This is a genomic window from Kitasatospora sp. NPDC085464 (assembly GCF_044541955.1).
Classification (GTDB): domain Bacteria; phylum Actinomycetota; class Actinomycetes; order Streptomycetales; family Streptomycetaceae; genus Kitasatospora.
Genome location: NZ_JBITTM010000016.1, coordinates 69,003 through 89,155 on the forward strand (window position 1 = coordinate 69,003; position 20,153 = coordinate 89,155).

At 72.0% G+C, this 20,153-nt stretch carries 21 protein-coding genes and 1 pseudogene; 12 read left to right on the plus strand and 10 right to left on the minus strand.

Features of this window, described 5'->3' with window-relative positions; translation table 11 throughout:
- Window positions 1-373: 373 nt before the first annotated feature.
- Window positions 374-799: a hypothetical protein gene (locus tag ACIGG8_RS16325; RefSeq protein ID WP_396548568.1), complete on the plus strand. Its 426-nt coding sequence runs from the start codon at window positions 374-376 to the stop codon at window positions 797-799.
- 407 nt (window positions 800-1,206) lie between these two features.
- Window positions 1,207-1,878, plus strand: coding sequence for a hypothetical protein (locus tag ACIGG8_RS16330; protein WP_396548570.1), 672 nt, complete (start codon window positions 1,207-1,209; stop codon window positions 1,876-1,878).
- A gap of 67 nt (window positions 1,879-1,945) precedes the next feature.
- On the opposite strand, the pseudogene ACIGG8_RS16335 reads toward ACIGG8_RS16330, so the two are convergent.
- Together ACIGG8_RS16335 and ACIGG8_RS16340 are read right to left on the minus strand one after the other, a co-directional pair.
- Window positions 1,946-2,344: pseudogene (locus ACIGG8_RS16335) on the minus strand (hypothetical protein); the annotation flags it as partial.
- Window positions 2,345-2,699: 355 nt separating this feature from the next.
- Window positions 2,700-3,431, minus strand: a complete 732-nt coding sequence (locus ACIGG8_RS16340) for an SDR family oxidoreductase (RefSeq protein WP_396548572.1) — start codon at window positions 3,429-3,431, stop codon at window positions 2,700-2,702.
- A gap of 95 nt (window positions 3,432-3,526) precedes the next feature.
- Here ACIGG8_RS16340 and ACIGG8_RS16345 point away from each other — a divergent pair, with 95 nt between their 5' ends.
- Window positions 3,527-4,378, plus strand: coding sequence for a LysR family transcriptional regulator (locus ACIGG8_RS16345; RefSeq protein ID WP_396548573.1), 852 nt, complete (start codon window positions 3,527-3,529; stop codon window positions 4,376-4,378).
- A gap of 37 nt (window positions 4,379-4,415) precedes the next feature.
- Here the strand turns inward: ACIGG8_RS16345 and ACIGG8_RS16350 are convergent, their stop codons facing one another.
- Together ACIGG8_RS16350 and ACIGG8_RS16355 are read right to left on the minus strand one after the other, a co-directional pair.
- The gene (locus tag ACIGG8_RS16350) at window positions 4,416-5,792 is read right to left on the minus strand and encodes a carotenoid oxygenase family protein (protein WP_396548574.1); all 1,377 of its coding nucleotides are present in this window, start codon (window positions 5,790-5,792) and stop codon (window positions 4,416-4,418) included.
- Window positions 5,789-6,538: a TetR/AcrR family transcriptional regulator gene (locus ACIGG8_RS16355; protein WP_396548575.1), complete on the minus strand. Its 750-nt coding sequence runs from the start codon at window positions 6,536-6,538 to the stop codon at window positions 5,789-5,791. The genes ACIGG8_RS16350 and ACIGG8_RS16355 overlap by 4 nt, the downstream gene beginning before the upstream one ends.
- A gap of 269 nt (window positions 6,539-6,807) precedes the next feature.
- Here ACIGG8_RS16355 and ACIGG8_RS16360 point away from each other — a divergent pair, with 269 nt between their 5' ends.
- The 7 genes from ACIGG8_RS16360 (at window position 6,808) to ACIGG8_RS16390 (ending at window position 14,066) form a co-directional block, all read left to right on the plus strand.
- On the plus strand, window positions 6,808-7,848 hold the full coding sequence (locus tag ACIGG8_RS16360; protein WP_396548576.1) for a helix-turn-helix domain-containing protein: 1,041 nt from the start codon (window positions 6,808-6,810) through the stop codon (window positions 7,846-7,848).
- A gap of 290 nt (window positions 7,849-8,138) precedes the next feature.
- Window positions 8,139-8,303 carry a hypothetical protein gene (locus ACIGG8_RS16365; RefSeq protein WP_396548578.1) on the plus strand — a complete coding sequence of 55 codons (165 nt, stop codon included), beginning with the start codon at window positions 8,139-8,141 and terminating at the stop codon, window positions 8,301-8,303.
- A 289-nt stretch (window positions 8,304-8,592) separates the two neighbouring features.
- Window positions 8,593-9,930 (plus strand): S8 family peptidase, encoded by a 1,338-nt coding sequence (locus tag ACIGG8_RS16370; protein ID WP_396548580.1) that lies wholly within the window; start codon window positions 8,593-8,595, stop codon window positions 9,928-9,930.
- 180 nt (window positions 9,931-10,110) lie between these two features.
- Window positions 10,111-11,007, plus strand: a complete 897-nt coding sequence (locus tag ACIGG8_RS16375) for an alkaline phosphatase family protein (protein WP_396548582.1) — start codon at window positions 10,111-10,113, stop codon at window positions 11,005-11,007.
- A 3-nt stretch (window positions 11,008-11,010) separates the two neighbouring features.
- Window positions 11,011-12,279 carry an MFS transporter gene (locus tag ACIGG8_RS16380; RefSeq protein ID WP_396548584.1) on the plus strand — a complete coding sequence of 423 codons (1,269 nt, stop codon included), beginning with the start codon at window positions 11,011-11,013 and terminating at the stop codon, window positions 12,277-12,279.
- Between the two features lie 120 nt (window positions 12,280-12,399).
- The gene (locus tag ACIGG8_RS16385; protein ID WP_396548585.1) at window positions 12,400-13,422 is read left to right on the plus strand and encodes a TolB-like translocation protein; all 1,023 of its coding nucleotides are present in this window, start codon (window positions 12,400-12,402) and stop codon (window positions 13,420-13,422) included.
- Window positions 13,423-13,637: 215 nt separating this feature from the next.
- Window positions 13,638-14,066, plus strand: coding sequence for a hypothetical protein (locus ACIGG8_RS16390; protein ID WP_396548587.1), 429 nt, complete (start codon window positions 13,638-13,640; stop codon window positions 14,064-14,066).
- Between the two features lie 156 nt (window positions 14,067-14,222).
- On the opposite strand, the gene ACIGG8_RS16395 is transcribed toward ACIGG8_RS16390, so the two are convergent.
- Together ACIGG8_RS16395 and ACIGG8_RS16400 are read right to left on the minus strand one after the other, a co-directional pair.
- Complete coding sequence (locus ACIGG8_RS16395; RefSeq protein ID WP_396548588.1) at window positions 14,223-14,687, minus strand: hypothetical protein; 465 nt, start codon at window positions 14,685-14,687, stop codon at window positions 14,223-14,225.
- A 303-nt stretch (window positions 14,688-14,990) separates the two neighbouring features.
- Window positions 14,991-15,113 carry a hypothetical protein gene (locus ACIGG8_RS16400; RefSeq protein WP_396548590.1) on the minus strand — a complete coding sequence of 41 codons (123 nt, stop codon included), beginning with the start codon at window positions 15,111-15,113 and terminating at the stop codon, window positions 14,991-14,993.
- An 830-nt stretch (window positions 15,114-15,943) separates the two neighbouring features.
- Between ACIGG8_RS16400 and ACIGG8_RS16405 the strand changes: the two genes are divergently transcribed.
- Window positions 15,944-17,092 carry a Tim44-like domain-containing protein gene (locus ACIGG8_RS16405; protein WP_396548592.1) on the plus strand — a complete coding sequence of 383 codons (1,149 nt, stop codon included), beginning with the start codon at window positions 15,944-15,946 and terminating at the stop codon, window positions 17,090-17,092.
- Between the two features lie 40 nt (window positions 17,093-17,132).
- Here the strand turns inward: ACIGG8_RS16405 and ACIGG8_RS16410 are convergent, their stop codons facing one another.
- Window positions 17,133-17,654 carry a GNAT family N-acetyltransferase gene (locus ACIGG8_RS16410; protein ID WP_396548593.1) on the minus strand — a complete coding sequence of 174 codons (522 nt, stop codon included), beginning with the start codon at window positions 17,652-17,654 and terminating at the stop codon, window positions 17,133-17,135.
- A gap of 201 nt (window positions 17,655-17,855) precedes the next feature.
- On the opposite strand from ACIGG8_RS16410, the gene ACIGG8_RS16415 reads away from it, so the two are divergent.
- A complete protein-coding gene (locus ACIGG8_RS16415; RefSeq protein WP_396548595.1) occupies window positions 17,856-18,272 on the plus strand; it encodes a hypothetical protein in 417 nt (138 codons plus the stop codon).
- Window positions 18,273-18,319: 47 nt separating this feature from the next.
- On the opposite strand, the gene ACIGG8_RS16420 is transcribed toward ACIGG8_RS16415, so the two are convergent.
- The 3 genes from ACIGG8_RS16420 to ACIGG8_RS16430 form a co-directional block, all read right to left on the minus strand.
- Complete coding sequence (locus ACIGG8_RS16420) at window positions 18,320-18,775, minus strand: hypothetical protein (protein WP_396548596.1); 456 nt, start codon at window positions 18,773-18,775, stop codon at window positions 18,320-18,322.
- The gene (locus ACIGG8_RS16425) at window positions 18,772-19,314 is read right to left on the minus strand and encodes a hypothetical protein (RefSeq protein ID WP_396548597.1); all 543 of its coding nucleotides are present in this window, start codon (window positions 19,312-19,314) and stop codon (window positions 18,772-18,774) included. Before ACIGG8_RS16425 ends, ACIGG8_RS16420 begins: the two co-directional genes overlap by 4 nt.
- A gap of 256 nt (window positions 19,315-19,570) precedes the next feature.
- On the minus strand, window positions 19,571-19,807 hold the full coding sequence (locus ACIGG8_RS16430) for a hypothetical protein (RefSeq protein ID WP_396548598.1): 237 nt from the start codon (window positions 19,805-19,807) through the stop codon (window positions 19,571-19,573).
- Window positions 19,808-20,153 lie beyond the last annotated feature (346 nt).

Genomic DNA, 20,153 nt, shown 5'->3' on the forward strand with positions numbered 1-20,153 from the left:
GGTCGCGATGGTCCGCCGAGCGGCGCCTCCGCGCCGCCCCCGTCTCGGGTCCGCTCGGCGCCGGCTACCCGCCGGGCTCGGGCCCGTTGTTCCGGCCGGTGCGGGTTGGTGTTGCCCGCGGCGTCCGGGTGTGGGGGTAAGCCGCGTCGGCTTCCGCTCGGGCCCTCCGAGGGCGTGCGGTGCCCGCCGCTGCGTCGCGAAGCTCTCGGGCGCCCAGCTGGGCTATGTACCGGTTGCGACGGACCACCCGGCCTGGATCGCCCAACTGCCCACCGCCGTCACCGCCGTGGCCGCGGCCACGCTGCGCCACCGGGCGGGGGTGCAGCCGGAAAGGGCGCCCGGGCCGCGGTGGCGTGCCGATATGGTGCCGGTCATGGGAAGTCGTATACGTGCGGACCGGCCGCTGCGTGACCTGCTCGACCGGCTGGGGGCCGACGAGCCGCAATCGGCGCGTCGGCGCAGGGTGCTGGGCGGAGCACTGGTCGTGGTGGCGCTGTTCGGGTCGAACGCGGCGGGGCAAACGTGGCTCGGGACCTGGCCCGAGATGTGGATCGGCACGGAGGACCTGCTCCAGTGCGCCGCACTGATCGTCACCGCGTTTCTCCTGACGGGGCGTTCGCGGATGGTCGCGTGGGCCGCGGCCGCGAGCGTGACCCTGATGCTGATCGGTACCGTGATCGACGTGATGACGATGGGGGGCGACGGTGATTCCTACGTGGCGTTTGCCGTGTCCCTGCTGATCAGAGTGCCCGCCGTGGTGGTGCTGGCGGTCCTGGTCAGGCGCGGCAGGGAGTGGTGACGTACCGGCTGCGGGTAGTCCGGGGCGGCGGAGGCGCAATCCCGTTGCTCTTGACTGCACGTAGGTGGATCCGGACTCCGGACAGGACCTGATTCTCTTTGCACTGCTCTCGCCACCCTCGGAGCGCGGAGCCCTCCTCTGTTCTCAGCCATGTCACTTGATGCTGCGTGCTCTTGACGGACGTCAGGGGTCACGTCACCTGCCCGTGCTTGCGGTGACCTGTGGTGGCAATGCCGGAATGCCGGTCCGAACGCCCGGCTCACGCGCCCCCATGGTGCGTCGACGCTCGTGGTTGCAGGCCTCGGCCTGAGCCCGGATCTGAGTACACGTGCTCAGGACTGCGGTACTGCACGTCAGTAGCGTGATCAAGAACGCAAGCGGATCGGCCGACACGGGGGACGACACAGATGCAGACCGGTGACCGCACGACGGCCCGCAGGTGGCCGGTCGTTCTCGGCATGGTGCTCCCCCTCCTTCTGATCGGCGCAGTCGCGACCGCGAACTGGGCCTGGGACCACGGCCATGGCCCGATCGCCAGGCACGACGAGCCCGGGACGGACGCCGGGAAGGCCCGGGACAGTATCCAGAGCGCCCTCGAAGGCTCGGTGGGCGCCATCACCCCGCAGGTCGCGCACTCCGACGGCTGGTACTGGGTGGTCCGCGACCCGGACCACTGGGACGGCGAACCGATGCCGACCTCCCACGTGTACCGCATGTGGTCGCTCCAGGCCCGGATCGACCGGTCGAAGTACAAGGTCCTCGCCGACCAGCTCGCCCAGTACTGGACCGCGCACGGCTACACCGTCGGCAAGTTCCAGAACTTCGTCGGCGCCAACACCGACACCTTCCCGACCGATGAGCGCCAGATCTCCGCCACCTCACCCGACGGCGTCCTCGTCACCCTGGAGATGGACACCCCGGGGGTCAGCCTCCAGGCCTTCATGGACGGAGTCCACAACGCGGGCACCGAGGTGTACGGCAAGGACCCCTCCCAGCCCGGCCACCGGTTGGACGACTACTCGCACCAGCTGACCGTCGTGCCCCCGACCACCGACGACCCTTACTGGTCACACTACTGACGATCGATTCGGGCGAGTTGATGCCCGGGCCGGTGCGCCGTCGGCTTCGTGCACGTGGGGTCAAGCCCCTCTCGGCGCGCAGGACGAGCACGGTGTTGAGGGGGTGCCTCTCCCCGCGCAGTTCCTTGGCCAGGGAGTGCACGTCGTTGGCCAGGACGTGGAAGTTGACCATCATGGCGCCCAGGGCCTCGACCACGGGGTGGCCCAGCAGGTGCGCGGGTACGGGCCGCTCGTGGATGAGCGGGTACAGCTCGTGCAGCGGGCGCACGCCCAGGACGACGGGCCGCAGGTGCCGGTACTCGGCCAGCGTGGGCGAGCGCCTGTCGAAGGTCCGGTCGTCCAGGAAGACCTGGCGGACCAGCTGCGGGTCGCAGACCAGGACCAGGGTGCTCGGCCCCAACCGCAGCCGCAGCAACGGCCGGTCACCGGGTAGTCCGTCCAGGAAGGCCAGCGGATCCCGCACCATGGCCGGGGTGTGTCCCAGCACCGGCCGGCCCCCGGCGCCAACCGGATCGAAGCGAGCTCGGAGCGGACGCCGAACGCCATCACAGACCTTCCACCGAGGTGCGCGGGCGGCAAGCCTCCCGCGCACCCGCCCCCGACACGGGTGACGCCAGTCCGTGCGTCACCCGTGCGAGTGAGGGTGCGGCGGGCTCGTCGCCGGTGGCCACCGACGTCCCCGACCGGCCGGGACCCGCGCCGGCCGGCAACCTGCCGGCAGTCGGCCTGCGTCATATTTTGGTTGACCGGCGGTCAGGGACGGCTCCGGTCCGCTGCACGGCAAGGGCGGGGGAACCAGTGCGGGACGGCCGCCCTGCCCCTCACCAGGGCACTGCGCCGGCGTCCTCGAAGAACTGGCCGGTCGGGCCGCCGTCGGGCAGTGTTGCGAGCTTGACGGCAATCGCCGCGCCCTGTTCGGGGGTGCGCACCCCGCGGAAGCCGTTGAGGTCGGTCGCGACGTAGCCGGGGCAGCCGACGTTGATCAGGATGTTCGTACCGCTCAGCTCCCGGACGTACTGGAGTGTGACGGCATTCAGGAACGTCTTCGACGGCGAGTACGCCGCGGCCACCGGGCCGATCGCCTGCTCGCCATCGGCTCCGGACTGCCGGGCGAGGGAGCCGACGCTGCTGGACATGTTCACGATCCGCGGTGAGGCGGAGCGGTGCAGCAGCGGCAGCATCGCGTTGGTGACGCGGATGACGCCGATCACGTTGGTCTCCACGACCGTTCGGATCGTGGCGGGATCGACCCGGGTGGGTTCCTGCGGCATGCCGCCGGTGATGGCGGCGTTGTTGACGAGCACGTCGAGGTGCCCGGCACGGTCCTCGATCAGCCGTGCGGCAGCGGTCACGCTCGCGTCGTCGGTCACGTCCAGGGGGACACCGAACGCGTCGACGCCGGCCGCGCGCAGTCGGTCCACCGCGGCCTGGCGGCGCTGGGTGTCGCGGGCGCCGACTCCGACGCTCCAGCCGAGGGCGCCCAGGCCTGTGGCGATCTCGTAGCCGATTCCCTTGTTCGCGCCGGTCACCAGCGCGATCGTTCGTTCGCTCATGGGAACCATGCTGCTCCCGACCCGGGGCCGTGGTCCAAGACCGATCGGGTGGACACCGATACCGTCCGGGTATTGATCCGGGGTAGCGTGACCGCATGGAGACGCGGGAACTGCAGTACTTCGTCGCTGTCGCCGAGGAGCTGCACTTCGGGCGTGCCGCCCAGCGCCTCGGCATCGCACAGCCACCCCTGTCACGGGCGATCCAGCAGCTCGAACGGCGGCTCGGGGTACTGCTTCTGGATCGGACCAGCCGAACCGTCGCGCTGACCGAGGCCGGCGCGGTGCTGCTGGTCGAGGGCCGGGCGGCCCTGGGAGCGGTCGAGGCCGCCGAACGCCGGACCCGTCGCGCGGCCCTTTCCGCGACCGACGGCCCCGGCCTGATCCTGGTCACGAAGGCCAGCGCGTCCCGTGAACTGCTGGCGAACCTGCTCGACGCGTACGCCGCCGAACCCGGTGCGGTGCCCGTGGAGGTCATCCTGTGCGGACCGGCCGAGCAGGGGCGGTTCCTGCGCCAGGGTCAGGCCGATGTGGCGCTGCTGCACCGGCCGTTCGACTCGACGGCCGGGCTCCACATCGAGGAACTCGGCACGGAGGGCCAGGTGGTGGTCCTGCCGGCCGGGCATCCGCTCACCGCCCGGGCCCATGTGCACATGGCCGACATCACCGGGCTCCCGGGTCTGCCCCTGCCCCGTTGGCCCGACCCCGACGGCACCTACCCGCCCGGGCCCGGCCCCCAGGTCCGCGACCACGCGCAGTTGTTGCAGCTCGTCGCGCTCGGCCGGGCCTGCTCGGTCTCACCGGAGTCCTGCCGGTCCCAACTGCACGACGACCTCGCTGCCGTGCCCGTACTGGACGCGCCGAAGGTCACCACCGTGATCGCCTGGCCGCCGCACAGCCGGTCCAGGGCCGTCGCCGACCTCGTCCGGACCGCGACACGCCTCCAGTAGCTCCACCGTCCGGTCGCTGATCACCTGAAGACGGTCCCTAGGGACGGGCGCCGCTCCATGGGTCCCCCGGGACCCAGTTGCCGTGGAGGCCGAGGGGGACCCGCACCGGAAGGTGGACGCGGGCGACCGGCTCGCCCGTGAAGTCCCGGGCGGAGAGGATCACCAGATCCGCCGCGCCGCGCTCGGGGTCGTGCACGTAAGCCATCACATATCCGTCGTCCTCGGCGACGGGCAACTCCGCGGGGACGAACACGCCCTCGCCCACGGCCCCGAACCGGCCGAACTCGTGTGCCTCGGTCGTACCGCGTACCAGGTCGTGCTTGAGCAGCGCACTGCTGAACCCCTCGTTCGGCCGCGGGTCGCCCGGACCGGTGGGCGGTGCGTAGAGCTCGACCGCGGCCGAGTACCCGTATCGGTGAGGGCGTCCGACGCAAAGGGAGTTGACCCGGGGAAACTCCTGGATGCGGTCGTCCAGCCGGTCTTCGCGGACCTTTCCGGTGACCAGGTCGACCCGCCAGCGGTCCAGAGTGGGACGGCTGGTGCCGAAGTCCCTGATGTCGAAGCCCTCGGGGTGCCGGACGATGTCGACGACCACGTCCGTGCCGTCGTCGTAGGCGTTGAGCGTGTGGCCCACCAGGCTGGGGGCGACCTCGAACCAGCGCACCTCGCCGCCCGTGCGCGGCATCACTCCCACCCGTGCCTGGTGGGATTCGTCCCAGACGAAGGGGACTCCGGTCGGCAGCTGAGCGGCACTGAACACCACCGGTGCGTCGAAGAGGACCACGTGGTGTTCGGTCAGCGCGAAGTCGTGCATGTAGGGATTTCCGGGCGTATGGATCAGCGTGGTCCGCACCACCGTGCCGGATTCGTTCATCACGATGTGCTGGACGTGCGGCGAGCCGTACAGGAAGGCGAGCGAGTGCAGCTCCCGGGTGTGCGGGTCGAAGACGGAATGGGCATTGGAGCTGTAGCCCTCAGGAGTCGCTCCGAGATCGCAGGGGCCCACCGTGTCGAGGTCGTAGCTGAGTTCGTACGGGCGTATCCCGCCCTCCAACAGGGCGAACGTGCGGCCCGCGAGCCCCGCGACCTGGACGTTCGGCGCCATGTCCAGCCGCTCGTCGACGGGAGTCCCACGCCGTGGTTCCCCCAGCCGGTCGGTGACGGCCGATGAGCGCACCCAGCGGTTGCGGTACCACTCGGCCCGGCCGTCGCGGATGCGGACGCCGTGCACCATGCCGGCACCGAGCGTCCAGATGTGGGCGGCGGGGTCCTCGATGCCGAGCGGGTTGGGGCCGTTCCGCAGGTAGCGGCCGTTGAGGTGGGCCGGGATCCGGCCGGTGACCGGCAGGTCTAACGCGGTGACCTCCTCGGTGACCGGCGCGAAACTCCCCGACAGATAGCGGTTGATCGTCATGACGTCCGTCCTTGTCCCTGCTCGTCGGCGAGGAACGCGTGTCCCACCGCCGCCATCAGTGTGGTGAAGCGGCGAGCCGCGGCCTCCGGCGGGAAGTGGCCGGCGATCTCCAGGCTCACCGCCCCATGTGCCGCCGCCCAGAGAAGCTTCGAGATCTCGTGCGCGTCTCCCGGCCCGAACACGCCGGAGTCGATGCATGCCTGAACGGCCGCCACGGAGCCGTCGAAGGCGCTCTCGGCCGCGCCGAGGGCTTCGGCACTCGGCCGGAAGCCGGGCATCGCCTGCTCGAACATCACCCGGTAGTAGGCCGGTTCGGCCAGTGCGTGTGCGCGGTAGGCGGCCGCGAGGTCGTTGAGGTGGGTCAACGGGTCCTCCGCCCGCGGGACTTGCTGCTGCACGCGCCGCAGGCGGGCGAACCCCTCCCGGTACAGCGCGTCGACCAGCCCTTCCTTGCCGCCGAACATGGTGTACAGGACCTTGGTCGAGGCGCCGATCCCGGTCGCGATCCGCCGCATCGTCAGCGCGGCGGGCCCCTCCGTGACCAGCAGGTCGATGGCGTGGTCGAGGATCACGGTGCGTACGGCTGCTTGGCCGGCGCGTTGAGCGTCCTGGTAGGGCGTGTTCACGGTAACACTGTATCCCATGGGTAACGTCGTTACCCTGAGCCGGGGCGACTTGCCGCGTCGCAGGCACCGGGTGAGGAAGACGGCCACCAGGATGAGCAACACCGCGGTCGGGACGGCCACCTGACCGTGGGTACGGTGCGCGAGGTCCGCCAGTTCGCGGGTGCGGGCCTCCTTCCGGATGCCGGGCTGGTCCGGGGTTCGGCCGGTGGTGTGGATCTCGGTCGGGCCCGGTGTGGATCTTGGCTCGGGGTGGTCCCGCCCGACACCTACCGATTGGTACGTGTCACGATGCCGGGCACACCGCACGCAGCCGGCAGCGACGGGCCGGAGCGGCCGTGCCGTTTCCGGTGCCCGCGCGAGTCGGCCTGCCCTCACCGGGAGGAACGCTGATGACCGACGAGGACCTGCCGACGCACCTGTGTCGTCTGGGACTGACGCGCCGTGAAGCGGAGGCCTACGCGGCGCTGCTCGCCGTCCGGTCCGGCGACGGCGAGGAGCCGGCCCGGAATCCGGCCCGGAATCCGGCCCGGAACCCGGGGCGTGACCGGGAAGCCACCGGGGACCGCGGCCCGGACGGGGACCCGGCACTCGACGAGGACCTCGCACAGCTGCGCAGACTGGGCCTGGTCACCGTCTCGGAGACCGGGGGGCGTCGGCACGTGCCCGTGGAGCCCACCGTCGCCCTGGAGTTCCTGGCGCACAGCCGCGCCGCGGAGCTCCGCGAGGCCCAGCAGGCAGCCGTCAACGCCTATGGCGGGTACCGGCGTTCGGTCAGTCCCCAACCGACCGAGAACCTGGTCGAGGTCGTCACCGGCGACTCCATCGTGGAGCGCATCGAGACCATCGAAGCGGCCGCCGAGAGCGAGGTCCTGCGCTTCGACTCGCCGCCCTACCACACGAATCGGGCGGCCAACCCGATCCAGATCGAGAACCTCCGGCAGGGCGTGGCGTACCGGGTCGTGTACTCCAGGTCCGCCGTCCAGGACGCCGCCTACTACGCCGTCAACATCAAGCCGTGCATCGCTGCCGGGGAACAGGCCCGGATCCTGCCCACCGTGCCGGTGAAGCTCACCATCTTCGACGGCAGACTGGCCATCGTGTCGATGTCGTTCGTCGAGGCGGAGGTCAACGACTCCCTGCTGCTGGTCCGTCCGTCGAGCCTGTTGTCCGCGCTCACGGGGCTGTTCGAGGCGTCCTGGCGGACGGCGTTGCCGATGCACCTGAGCGGCCGCGTGCCGTCGGCACTCGCCCCGATCCACCGGCGCATCATCGAGCTGCTCGCCACCGGGGTCACCGACGACACCATCGCCGAACTGCTGGGTGTCAGCCGCCGCACCCTCTCGCGCCACCTCGAACAGCTCAACTCCCGCGCCGGATCGGTCACCCGCTTCCAGATGGCGCTGCACGCGGCGCGCAACGGCTGGATCTGACCAGGTCGGGAGCGGTTCCGGTGGGTGGGTGCCCGCACTCGCCGCGCGACCGGCCGTATCCGACCTTTGTGGCCACAACGCGCCAATGGCGGCAAGTGGCGCCTGGCGGAGCATTTCTGACGGTATTTCTATTCACCACGGCCCCCCACCGGCCGGAGCGCGAATCCTCCGCACGGTGCGGTGGGTGGGCCCGTTCCCCGGGATTCGATCGTGCCCCCGACGACCGGGCCGGGGTGAGCAGCCCCCGCTCAGCACCACCACCTCCCTGACCCCACAGCAGGAGAACGTCCATGCCCAAGAAGTTCGCCCCCGGCGCCGGCACCGTGGTCTGCGTCGCCGCGCTCGTCCCCGCCGGTGCCCAGGCCTCCACCGCCTCGCTGCCCGGCGAGAAGCGGTCGGAGTCCGGCGAGAAGCGGTCGGAGTCCGACGTGAGCTCCGTGGCGAAGAGGGCGTGACGGGCGGGGCTTCCGCAGGCCAGTCGCAAAGGCCCCGGGCCCTCGCCCCCACCTCCGGACAACGCCCCGGGGCCGCGCGACCCGACGCCCCGCACCGCCACCCGGGCCGCCCGCCGTCCCCACCCGCCGTCCCCACCCGCCGTCCCCACCCGCGTGCCGCAGGCCGGATGAGCCCGACCGTCATGGATCCGCTCGAACGGCGACAGCCTCCTCGTCGTCGGCCGACACGCGTCCCCCGTTTGCGTTCCCGAACCGGCGAACCCTCGCCGCACTCCCCCAAGGGGTTGCCTTGTCCCTGTACCGCACCCGCCGCACCCGCCGTCACGCCCGCGGGACGAAGCCGACGACCGTGATCGTCGCCGCCACCGTCGTCGCCGCCGCAGCGGCCGCCGTGGTGATCAGCCCGGCGAACGCCGCCCCGCACTCCACCGACGAGGCGCGGACGGCTGCAGAACCCATAGCCGGCCGCTACCTGGTGGTGTTCAAGGACGGCGCGGTGGCGTCCTCGGACGTCGCCCAGGGAGCCGCCGCAGAAGCCGGCCGGGCGGCCACCGCCCACGGTGTGCAGGCCGCGCAGACGTCGGCCGCCTCCGTCGCCGGCCGGCTGACGAACGCCCACGGCGGTTCCGTCCGCACCGTCTTCGACACGGCGCTGCAGGGCTACGTCGCCGAGATGACACCGGCCCAGGCGAAGTCGGTGGCGTCGGACCCGGCGGTCGAGTCCGTGGAGCAGGACAGCGTCCGGCACTCGGGGTCGGCTCCGGAGGCCACCCGGGCTTCCTCGGTGGCCAGTTGGGGTCTGGACCGGATCGACCAGCGCAACCTGCCGCTGGACAACAGCTACACCGCGCCGAACACCGCCTCCAACGTCACCGTCTACCTGGTCGACAGCGGACTGCGCACCACGCACACCCAGTTCGGCGGGCGAGCCGTCATCGGGGTGGACCTGGTCGGCGACGGCCGCAACGGCGCCGACTGCATCGGGCACGGCACCCACGTCGCGGGCACCATCGGCGGCAGGGACTACGGCGTGGCCAAGGGCGTGAAGCTGGTCTCCGTCCGCGTCACCCCCTGCAACGACTCCATCCCGACCTCGGCCATCGTGTCCGCCGCCGACTGGATCACCAAGCACGCCGTCAAGCCGGCCGTGGTCAACATGAGCATCAACGGCGGCGTCAGCGCCGCCGAGGACAAGGCGATCCGCAACTCCATCGCCTCCGGGGTCACCTGGGTGGTCTCCTCCGGCAACGGCAACGCCGACGCGTGCAGGAACTCGCCCGGTGACATCGGCGAGGCCATCGTGGTGAACAACTCCACGTCCGACGACCAGCGCCGCTCGGACTCCGACTGGGGTACGTGCACCGACCTGTTCGCCCCCGGCACCGGCATCACCTCCGCCTGGAACACCGGCGACAACGACAGCCACAATCTGACGGGCACCTCGATGGCGGCACCGCACGTCGCCGGCGCCGCGGCCCTCTACCTGTCGGCCCACCCCACGGCCACCCCCGCCCAGGTCCAGGACGCGCTGATCAAGGCCGCCACCCCCGGCAAGATCGGCAACGCGGGGACCGGCACCCCCAACCGGCTCCTCTACGTCGGCGGGCCGGCAAACGCCGCCGGGTAGCCGGAGCCTCGCCGATGACCACGGCTCGGGGCCCCTGAAGCAACCGCCGCCTCCGTAGCCCGGGCCGGTACCGGCAATCCGGGTGTCCCGTTCCCCGTCGGTCCCGGGCGCAGGGACACCACGCTCCGGTACCGGTCGGCGTCCCACCTCCCCACCCACCTCCCCAGACAGGAGACACGCATGTCCGCCGTCACCCCCCGTCGTCACCGCCGTTCCCGGAAGAAGCTCCTGCTCGCCGTCGCCCTGCCGACGGCGCTGGCGGCGGGCACCGCCACCGCCACGGTGAGCATCGGTTCCGCCTCCGCGGCGGTGGCCGTGCCCAAGCCGGACCACGTCGTCGTCGTCATGATGGAGAACCACGCCTACAAGCAGATCATCGGCAGCAAGGACGCGCCGTACCTGAACTCGCTCGCGACGGGCGGCGCGGTCCTCAAGGCCTCCTACGGCATCACCCACCCCAGCCAGCCCAACTACTTCGCCGTCTTCTCCGGCAGCACCCAGGGCATCACCAGCGACGACTGCTACACGGTCGGCTCCATGTCGGCCGCCAACCTGGCCTCCGAGCTGACCGCGGCCGGGAAGACCTGGGGCAGCTACAACGAGTCGCTGCCCAGCGAGGGCTCCACCACCTGCAAGAGCGGCAACTACGCCCAGAAGCACAACCCCTGGTTCGCGTTCAAGAACGTGCCGACCAGCACCGGCCACACCTTCGGCCAGTTCCCCACGGACTTCACCAAGCTGCCGACGGTCTCCTTCGTCACCCCCAACCTCTGCAGCGACATGCACAACTGCTCCGTGGGCACCGGCGACAGCTGGATCAAGAACAACCTCGGCGCGTACGCCTCCTGGGCCAAGACCCACAACAGCCTGCTGGTCGTCACCTACGACGAGGACGACAAGCAGAGCGGCAACCAGATCCCCACCGTGCTGTACGGACAGCCCGTCAAGGCCGGCAGCGCGCCCACCACCAAGTACAACCACTACGACATGCTCCGCACCCTTGAGGACCTGGCGGGGGTCGGCAAGCACGCCGGCAAGGCCGCCGACGCCACCGACATCGCCGGCGTCTGGGGCTGACGCGTGTACCTCGCGGACAGCCGCCGCCCCGCGGCGTCCGCCGCCGCCCCGGCCCCCGGGCCGGGGCGGTCCGCGCGGATCGCCCCCACCGTCCTGGCCCTCGGCACGGTCAGCCTGATCACCGACGTCTCCTCCGAGATGGTCACCGCCGTCCTCCCGCTCTACCTCGTCACCGCCCTCGGCGTCACCCCGCTCGGCTTCGGCCTGCTGGACGGCGTCTTCAACGGCGCCTCCGCCGTCCTGCGGCTGCTCGGCGGCTTCCTCGGCGACCGCGGCGGCGGACGTCACAAGGCCGTCGCCGCCGCCGGCTACGGCCTCTCCGCGCTCTGCCGCCCCGCGCTCCTCCTCGTCCGCACGGCGCCGCTGATCGGCCTCGTCCTCGCCGTCGACCGGGTGGGCAAGGGCCTGCGCACCGCGCCCCGCGACGCCATGATCTCCCTCGCCACCCCGCCCGAGCAGCGCGGCCGCGCCTTCGGCGTCCACCGGGCGATGGACACCGTCGGCGCCCTGAGCGGCCCCCTCCTCGCGTTCCTCCTCCTGCGCGGCGCCCCCGGCGGCTTCCACGCCGTGTTCCTCGTCAGCTCGTACGTCGCCGCCCTCGGCGTGCTGGTCCTGGTCCTCCTCGTCCCCGGCCGCAGCCTGCGCCCGGCGCCGCGGGCCGTCGTGGCACGGCTGCGCCTGCGCGAGCTGCTCCGCCTCCCGGCGCTGCGCAGGATCACCGCGGGCGCCGCCCTCCTCGGCCTCGCCACGGTCAGCGACTCCTTCGTCTACCTGCTGCTCCAGCGCCGACTCGACCTCCCCGCCTCCTGGTTCCCGCTGCTGCCGCTCGGGACCGCCGCCGTCTACCTGCTGGCCGCCGTCCCGGTCGGTGCACTCGCCGACCGGATCGGGCGCCGGCGCCTGTTCGTCCTGGGGCACGGCGCCCTGCTGGCCGGCTACGGCCTGCTGCTCGCCCGGCCCAGCGGCGGCGCGGTCCTCGCCGCCGTCGTCCTCGCCCTGCACGGCCTCTTCTACGCGGCCACGGACGGCGTCCTGGCCGCTGCCGCGGCGAGCGCCGTACCCGCAGGACGGCGCGGCGCGGGCCTCGCCCTGGTCGGCACCGGTCAGGCGGCCGGCCGCTTCGCCTGCTCGATCGCGGTCGGCGCGCTCTGGAGCCGCTGGGGCGACACCGTCGCCCTGGCCGCGATGGCCGGGGCCCTCACCGCCGCCGTCGCGGTCGCCACCCGCCTGGTGGGCCGGGCCACCGAGGGCGGGGCGCATCCGGCCGACTGACCACCCGCCCTGCGCTTGCTCCTCCGCGTCCGCCTGTTGCCCGCCCCGTCCGCCCGTTGCCCGCCCCGTCCGCCGTCCGCCCGTTGCCCGTCGAAGAACCCTGTCGAAGAGGACCCGTACATGACTTTCGGCCGCCGTCTCCTCGTCCTGTGCACCGCCGCCGCCGTCCTCGCGGCGGCCGGCGTGTGGACCGTCCTGCACGCCGGTGACCAGGCCCGGGGCGCGGGCCGGACGGGCGACGGGCCGCCGGCCCGGGCCGGCGCCGTCAGCCTGGGCCCGCACCGCGACGGGGCCCGGCTGGTGTTCCGCAGCATGACCTGGGGCACCCAGCGCGACCACCTCGCCGCGGTCCCCCTCGACGATCCCCGGGGCACCCGGACTGTGGCGACGCCCGCTTGCCTGCGCTTCCACGCCGCCGCCGGTACCGGGATCTGCCTCCAGGCCGTCCACGGCGTCCTGGCGGACACCTACCGCGCGGTCGTCCTCGACGCCGACCTGCACGAGCGCCGCCACTACGACCTCGCCGGCATCCCCACCCGGTCGCGGGTGTCACCCTCGGGCAACCTCGTCGCCTGGACGGTCTTCGTCGGCGGCGACTCCTACGCCGGCACCGACTTCTCCACCCGGACCTCGATCCTGGACACCCGTACCTGGACCCTCCAGGAGGACCTGGAGACCTACGCCGTCACCCTGGACGGAAAGCCCTACCGGGCCGCCGACACCAACGTCTGGGGCGTCACCTTCGCCGACGACGAGCACTTCTACGCCACCCTCGCCACGGGCGGACGGACCCACCTGGTGGCGGGGGACGCCGTCCGGCACACCCTCACCACACTGCACGACAACGTCGAGTGCCCGTCCCTGTCGCCGGACGGCACCCGCATCGCCTACAAGAAACGCGTCCGCGGCCTGAGCGAGGACGCGCCCTGGCGGCTCTACGTCCTCGACCTGACGACCATGGCCGAGACCGCGACCGCCGAGGACCGCTCCCTCGACGACCAGGCCCTGTGGCTCGACGACCGCACACTCACCTACTCCCTCCCCAGCGACGACGGCAGCGACCTGTGGACCGTCCCCGCCGACGGCACTGGCACCCCGACCGTGCTCGCCCCCGCAGCCCTCGCCCCCGCCGTCGTGCGGTGACGAACCGACCGGAGCCGCCGCCGCCCGATGCGCGCAGTCCGTGCCCTGCGTGGCGGGGTGCCGGGTCCCGGTCCCTACTGCCCGGTAGACATGCCGTCATCACGCGTGCGCAGACGGTAGTCTGGCGCCCCGGCGAAGCGAGGGCGGACCATCTCCGGCACCCAAGGGGATTGGTACGCACCGGACTTCAGCCATGACCCGAGGAGATGACACACGTGACCGGTCACCACTCACATGCCGGCGAGGGTTTCGACGCCCCGGCGCCGGAGAGCGCGTACGCCGCTGCGCTGGGGCCGGTGGCCGAGGACGCGGCGGTGACCCGGCTACGGACCGCACTCAGGCACGACGGCGAGTACCCGCGGGCCTCCCTGGAGCGGGAGTTCCGGCTGCGCCGGGCCGCTCTGGCCGACCGCCTGGCCCTGCAGAGCGGTGACGAGAGCGACATCACCGAGGCCGCGCGCGCCGCGTACGAGCTGCTCGCCTTCGACCTGGCCGACGGGCGGTTCGTCCTGGGCCCGGCCGGGCCCGCCTTGTCCACGTGGGAGGCATCGGCCCGGCCGTACGTGCGCCAGGAGTACGAGCGGTGGGCGGAGCTGACCGACGGAGGCCGCGACGCCACCCTGAGGGGACCGGCCGGCAGCTGACCCCGGCCCGCCGTCCGGCGGTGTCCGCTCGGTGGCACGCCTCGGCCTGCCGGGTCGGCCTGCCCCGGTTCGCCACGCGGCGGCTGCGTCCCGTCCCCTGTCTCGGGTCCGCTCGGCCCCGGAGGCCGGCCCGGGCTCGGGCCCGGACGCTCCGGGTCAGTCGGCGGGGCGGATCTGGAGGGCGTTGATGCCCCAGTGGATCGACGGGTCCGAGGTGTGCACGGTGAACTGGAAGTCCCGGCCGGGACGCGCGGGGATGTCCACCGAGCCGACGCCGACGGAGTCCACCGGGCACTGCACCGTGAAGTCGGCCGGAGCCGGACCGCCGACGCGCACCTGCACCGAACCGCCGCCCTGGCAGCCGACGGTGACGGCGATCGGCAGCGTCTCGATGACCGAGGCCGTCACCGCGCCGCCGTTCCCGATCCAGTCGGGGATCGAGAACATGGTGTCCTCGTCCGGGGCCGGCGGCAGGATCTGGCCCGTCCCCGGCCGGCCGAAGGGCTCGTCCGAGGCCGGTGCCGGGTCGGCGGGCTGCGCCGATGCCGCCCCGGCGAACGCCGGCGTCACCCCCAGCACTCCGGCCGCTGCGGTGAGCGTGTGCGTCTTCGTCCGCTCCATCGTGGTCCCCCCTGCTGCGTCCAGGTGTCGCACCGGTGCTCGGCACGCGAAGTTGATCCTAGAGCGCGGCACCGACAGCGCACAGGTGGCGGCCGGGTGCGGTCCGGCGACGGGCGCCGGGGCCGGCAGAGGGGGGTGAGGGATCTTCGATGTCGAGGGTTTCGCCGTGTGCTCATGGCTGCGGCGTAGACGGTTCGCCGAAGGCGACCTGCTGTCGATCCTCGGCCACGAGGGCGAGCACGACCGCATCGAGCCGGCCGCCGCAGCGAGGACCACAGTCCGCAGCCAGGCACGTCAGCTTGGTCAGGATTCGGCTTGGCCTGAGGCCTCGGGCTCCTCTTCGAGCAGGCCGCAGGAGAAGCGGAAGACCTCCAGGAACTCCCGCCGGCCCGGCTCCTGCTCGGCCTCGGCTGGGTCGGCGAGCACGGTCGGGAACCGGTCGCGCCGGCTTCTTCCCGCCGGGGAGCGCCCCGGGTGATCCCTCTCCGGCTCAGGGGGCTTGTGAAGGAGTTCCTGGGCCGGGATGTGCGGGGGTGGGTTGGTCACCGACCGTATTCGTCGGAGGCGGCCGGGAGGCCGCCGGCCGGGGAGCGGAGGTCGCGTGCTCAATCAGGGTGCTGACACTTGGGGCACAGCTCGTGGCGGCCCTCGGATGTGATCACGGTGCCCCAGCTGCGGCATTCTTCGCAGCCGCGGGCCCGGTCGATGTTTGCGCGGACGGTAGGAGCGTGGGGGTGGGCTCCATGGGTCATGGGTGATTTTCCTCTGTAGAGCACTATCACTTGCGACCAGCGTGCCATGGTTCGTATAGGTATGCGAAATGTGTCGTCGGCGCTTTTGATCTGCCCGCGCTGCAAGACACCGGTCCACGGCAAGCGCACGGTGCGCCCGGACGCGATGTGGGAGGGGCCGGGCCGGCCGGCGACCCCTCCGATGCCGGGATCCCTGCCCTGGTGGGTCCGCCGTTGCCCGCTGCCAGTGACCTGTGGGTCTCCATGTTTCCGGTACACCCTCGGCTTGTACGCTTGTTCGCCTGGAAGGTCTGCGGTTTTTGGAGGGAGGCCCCGGTGCGCGTCCGCCGGTGGATATGTGTGGTCGCGGGAGCCGTCGCGCTGAGCAGCCCGACGGTCGCCTATGCCCGCGGTGGGGGTGGCGGTCACGGGTTCGGCGGTGGCGGCGGTGGCGGGGGCAGCCACGGCGGCGGCGGCTTCCACGGGTCCGGAGGTGGCTCCGGAGTCGGCTTCGGGACCGGTTTCGTGGCCGGTAGCGGCGGGCTCGTCGCCGTGCTGGTGATCGTGGCCGTGGTCCTGTTGATCCTCTGGCTCAGGTCCCGGCGCCGCAAGGCGGCGTTTGCGGGCGGCCTGAACACGGTCTCGGACCGTACGGCGCACCGTGCGGACGAGCAGGCGCGCGAGCGCTCCGCCCAGGTCTCGGCCCGGGTCGATGCCATCGCCGACACCGATGCGACCTTCGACCGCGCGGCGCTGGAGCAGCGCGCGGTGTGGCTGTACGTGACGGCCCAGCGGGCGTGGACCGGACACGATCACGCGACGCTGCAGCGGATCCTGTCCCCGGTGCTGTACGGCAAGTGGGCCGAGGAACTGCGCGACTACGAGTCGCGTGGCGAGGTCAACGTCGTGGAGATCGTCGACGGTCCGGTCGTCGAGCTGGTCGACGTCGCCAACCGGGCTGGCGAGGTGAACGACACCGTCACCTTCCGGATCACCGCGACGCTCCGCGACTACGTACGCCGTGGCGACGGCCGGCAGGCCGTGCGCAAGGACGGCTCGACGCGCCCGGTCGAGTACTGGACGCTGCGCAAGAGTGCGGCCGGCGAGTGGATCGTGTCCTCGATCGAGCAGGCCACCGAGGGAGCCCACCACCTGAGCAACGCCATCGAGACCGACGGCTGGGACCAGAAGGAGGTCGCCCGGGACGCGGTGCTTGAGGTCGCACAGAAGAGCACGGTCACCGGGGCGAGCGACATCCTCTCCCTCACCAACATCTCGTGGAGCACGGACGCCGACCGTGCCGCCGGCGATCTGAGCGTCCTCGACGGCCGGTTCGACAGGGCGGTTCTGGAGGTCGCCGTCGAGCGGTTCCTTGAGGAATGGGTCATGAACGACGGCAGCCTCGACTTCACCGCCGTCCGCACGGCCCGCCGGACCGTCCTGCGCGAGGCCACCGTCACCTCGGTCACGGTGCGGTCGCTGGTCTCACGCGACCCGGTCGTCTTCCGTGTCGCGGTCGACGCGCAGGGCGTCTACTACGAAGTCGACCGCCGCACCGAAGAGGTACTGCGCGGTGACGCCCACAAGCGCAGGCCGATCGCCTTCACCTTCGACCTGCGGCTGGACGACACCTCGGCCAAGGCCTGGACCGTGATCGACGCCGACACGCAGTAACCACACCCCACCGCCGCCACCCCCGCCGTCGCCCGCTGGTTCAGCACCCTTCCCTGGCCGTGCCGACGGTCTCGGTCCGGTACGCGCGCAGGCCCCGGCTCTCGTAGTTGCGCAGCGCGTTCGGGTGGTCCTCGGTGTCGGTGTGCAGCCAGACCCGGCGCACGGCCCCGGCGCCGAGCGGCTCGGTGGCCCACGCCTGGCGCAGCGCGAGCGTCAGCGCGTAGCCGCCGAGCCCGCGCCCGACGTACTCCGGGACGAGCCCGAACGTGGTGATCTCCACCTCGCCGCCCGGATGCGGCTCCAGGTTGGCGACCCCGGCGGGCTCTCCCCCGTACGTCAGCAGCCAGTACCGGCGCCGGGGATGCTCGGCGAGGTGCGCCGCCCAGTCGGCAGCGGTACGGGCGGTACTGCGCCAGCCGTGCGGCGCCCCGACCCGCGCCTGCACGGCCTGCACCCCCGGGGACGCCCCGTCGGCCGCGACGAGGCCCAGCGCATCCACGGCCGGCGACGGCCGCAGCTGGCCCGGGTCGGTCATTTCCAGGTACGTGACGGTCTTCTCCATGCAGGTGACACTACGGTCCCACCCCGCCACGCCCACCACCGGGCCGCAGCCCGAAGCGCCCCGCCCCCACGCTGCCGGGCTCCGGACCCTGCCCCGCCAACCCCCGCCGCCCGCAGGCGCGTTGCGGCTCCCCGGCCGCGGCCGGTGCCATGAGCGATGATTGGCCACGGCCACTGCCGGACGACCAGGAGAGACCACCCGATGGACGAGGACGCCGGCCTGCGCCGTTTCGGCCTCAGCCCCGACCGCACGCACCTCGACGAGATCCGCGCACTGCTCGGCGAGCACACGGAACGCGAGAAGCACGCCCAGGGCGAGGGCGACACCGAGCTCATGAAGCTCTGCTGCGTCCAACTGTTCAACAGCGGAGACCCCGACGACGCCCTCCTCATCTGGAGCGCGAAGCAAGCCGGCTTCGACGCCGCCTGCTCGATCGACGTCGAACTCCTCCTCGGCCACGGACTCGGAGCGACGAAGACCCACCTGTCGACCCACCCCTCACCATCCGCAGCCGAAACGCTGGCCCGACTCCGCGAGCTCGAATCCCTGGGCGCATTCGAGGGCTTCTCGGTGGAGGAGCTCTCTTCCGGGTACGACCGGTACTACGAGGAGGAATGAGTCCCGCGGCCGGGTTCTCCGGTGCCGGCCTGGGGCACCCGCCGCGCTCAGTACTGGCGGGACTGCTTCCACTGGACGTACCCGTTCAGGTTCGTGGCGACGAGGTAGGCCCGGAAGGCGTCCATGATGAGCCGCGGTCCGTACGCCGAGGCGAAGCCGATGGCTTCGCGGGTCCAGCCGCCGTGGCCGCCGGTGTCCTGGACGTCCTCCAGGTGCAGGACGCCCGACCCCCGCTCCCGGACGGCGACCTGGCCCCAGCCGGCCGGCGCCATGGCGATGGCCGGTTCCGAGTCGGTCTGGACGCCGTCGAGGATGGTTCGCCCGAACCAGTTGGCGTAGGGGAAGTACGTGCGGATGACGTTCACCCGGTTGTCCAGCCCCCGGTACGCCAGCAGCAGCAGGTTGTTGGCGGGGCTGAAGGCCAGCGCCGGAGAGGACTGGCTGGTCGCACCCGGGACGCGGGACGGGTCGCCCCAGATGTTGCTCGGAACGTTGAAGGTCATGCTCCAGAGCTCATCGCTGTTGGCGCCGTGGAACGCCAGCGCGACGTTGTTGTGGGGCAGGGCGGCGAGGCCACGGGCCGGCCGTCGGTCGTCCGGGCGCCGTTCGGGACCTGCTGCCAGCTGCCGAACCGCAGGTAGCGCCGGCCGTTGTTGCCCTGGTTCACGGTGAGGACCATGTAGAAGACGAACCCGTTCGTGCCGGTGTGGAACAGCACGAACTGGGCCCCGCCCATGTAGACGACCTGCGGGCTGGCATTGGTCTCGCCGGCCATGCGGATCGGGCGGCCGTGGTCGAGCGAGATGTACATGCCCGGGTTGTCGTACCCGCGCCACACCTGGATGAGGTCGCCGTTGTCGGCACGGGCCTCGCCCATGAATCCGTTCGCCCTGACGGGGACGTTGTCCTCGATCTCGTTGGCCCACGTGGTGCTCTCGCCGAACACGGCGGCGGACGCCGGGGAGGTCGAGCACATCATCACGGCGAGTGCGGTCATCGCGGTCACGGCGACCATGCGCCACCTGGCGCGGAGGGACATCATGCGTATTCCTTCGAAAGAGACAACCACGGGGGGGACGGACCACGGGGGCTGTCCGCCCGCTGGCCGTCGACCCCGACTCTCCCCGGTCGGATGCATGCGGAGCATCGGTCATCTGACTGTTGCTCACCCGATGCGTCGAACCGCCGCAGATCGACCCCGACATCACCCGCCTGATGAACGGGATCGGCGTGTTCACCCCGGGAGCGGCGACGGGCGGCCCCGCGCGGGGCCGCCCGTTGTGGCGCTCCGGGTCAGTTCACCGGGAGGAACCGAGGGTGAGGAGGTAGCCGATCCGGTTCGGGTAGCCCGGAACAGGGCTGCCGAGCAGCGGCTGCGGGGGCCGGTAGGTGGTGCCGTTGATCTCGAACGGCGGGGTCGACGGGTCCTGCATGACCCGGTGGAGCCAGCGGGAGACCGCCGACCATTGGTTCTCCCAGGTGACCAGGGCGTCGGGGACCGGCCGGTTCGCCCTGGTGCGCAGGTTGTTGCTCACGTGCGCCCGGATCGAAGCGAGCCGCCTCCGCGAGGGCCTGGACCAGGACGACGTAGCTCTGGTTGCGCAGCCTGGCCGCGGTGGCCGTCGCGTGGCTGTCGTAGAAGTGGATCAGCCCGGTGGCGAAGGCGATCTCCTTGGCGCCCAGAAGGCCGGCGCGTTCTCGTTCACCGCAACCGTGTGCCGTGCACCCTCGCCCGCTGGCGCCGGGCCCCGAACACCGTCGGCGGCCCGCGCCCGGTGCTCCCCGACCGGGCGGTGGAAGATCCGTAGCCCATCGGCTCGTTGAGTAGGCCGCGGGGAAGTGACCGTCGTGGTCGGTTTCGGATGACCTGTGAGGCCGGAC

Coding starts and splice junctions, on each gene's coding strand:
- ACIGG8_RS16325 (WP_396548568.1), top strand. CDS start 374: ATGGGAAGTCGTATACGTGCGGACCGGCCGCTGCGTGACCTGCTCGAC.
- ACIGG8_RS16330 (WP_396548570.1), top strand. CDS start 1,207: ATGCAGACCGGTGACCGCACGACGGCCCGCAGGTGGCCGGTCGTTCTC.
- ACIGG8_RS16340 (WP_396548572.1), bottom strand. CDS start 3,431: ATGAGCGAACGAACGATCGCGCTGGTGACCGGCGCGAACAAGGGAATC.
- ACIGG8_RS16345 (WP_396548573.1), top strand. CDS start 3,527: ATGGAGACGCGGGAACTGCAGTACTTCGTCGCTGTCGCCGAGGAGCTG.
- ACIGG8_RS16350 (WP_396548574.1), bottom strand. CDS start 5,792: ATGACGATCAACCGCTATCTGTCGGGGAGTTTCGCGCCGGTCACCGAG.
- ACIGG8_RS16360 (WP_396548576.1), top strand. CDS start 6,808: ATGACCGACGAGGACCTGCCGACGCACCTGTGTCGTCTGGGACTGACG.
- ACIGG8_RS16365 (WP_396548578.1), top strand. CDS start 8,139: ATGCCCAAGAAGTTCGCCCCCGGCGCCGGCACCGTGGTCTGCGTCGCC.
- ACIGG8_RS16375 (WP_396548582.1), top strand. CDS start 10,111: ATGTCCGCCGTCACCCCCCGTCGTCACCGCCGTTCCCGGAAGAAGCTC.
- ACIGG8_RS16385 (WP_396548585.1), top strand. CDS start 12,400: ATGACTTTCGGCCGCCGTCTCCTCGTCCTGTGCACCGCCGCCGCCGTC.
- ACIGG8_RS16395 (WP_396548588.1), bottom strand. CDS start 14,687: ATGGAGCGGACGAAGACGCACACGCTCACCGCAGCGGCCGGAGTGCTG.
- ACIGG8_RS16410 (WP_396548593.1), bottom strand. CDS start 17,654: ATGGAGAAGACCGTCACGTACCTGGAAATGACCGACCCGGGCCAGCTG.
- ACIGG8_RS16415 (WP_396548595.1), top strand. CDS start 17,856: ATGGACGAGGACGCCGGCCTGCGCCGTTTCGGCCTCAGCCCCGACCGC.
- ACIGG8_RS16420 (WP_396548596.1), bottom strand. CDS start 18,775: ATGACCTTCAACGTTCCGAGCAACATCTGGGGCGACCCGTCCCGCGTC.
- ACIGG8_RS16425 (WP_396548597.1), bottom strand. CDS start 19,314: ATGATGTCCCTCCGCGCCAGGTGGCGCATGGTCGCCGTGACCGCGATG.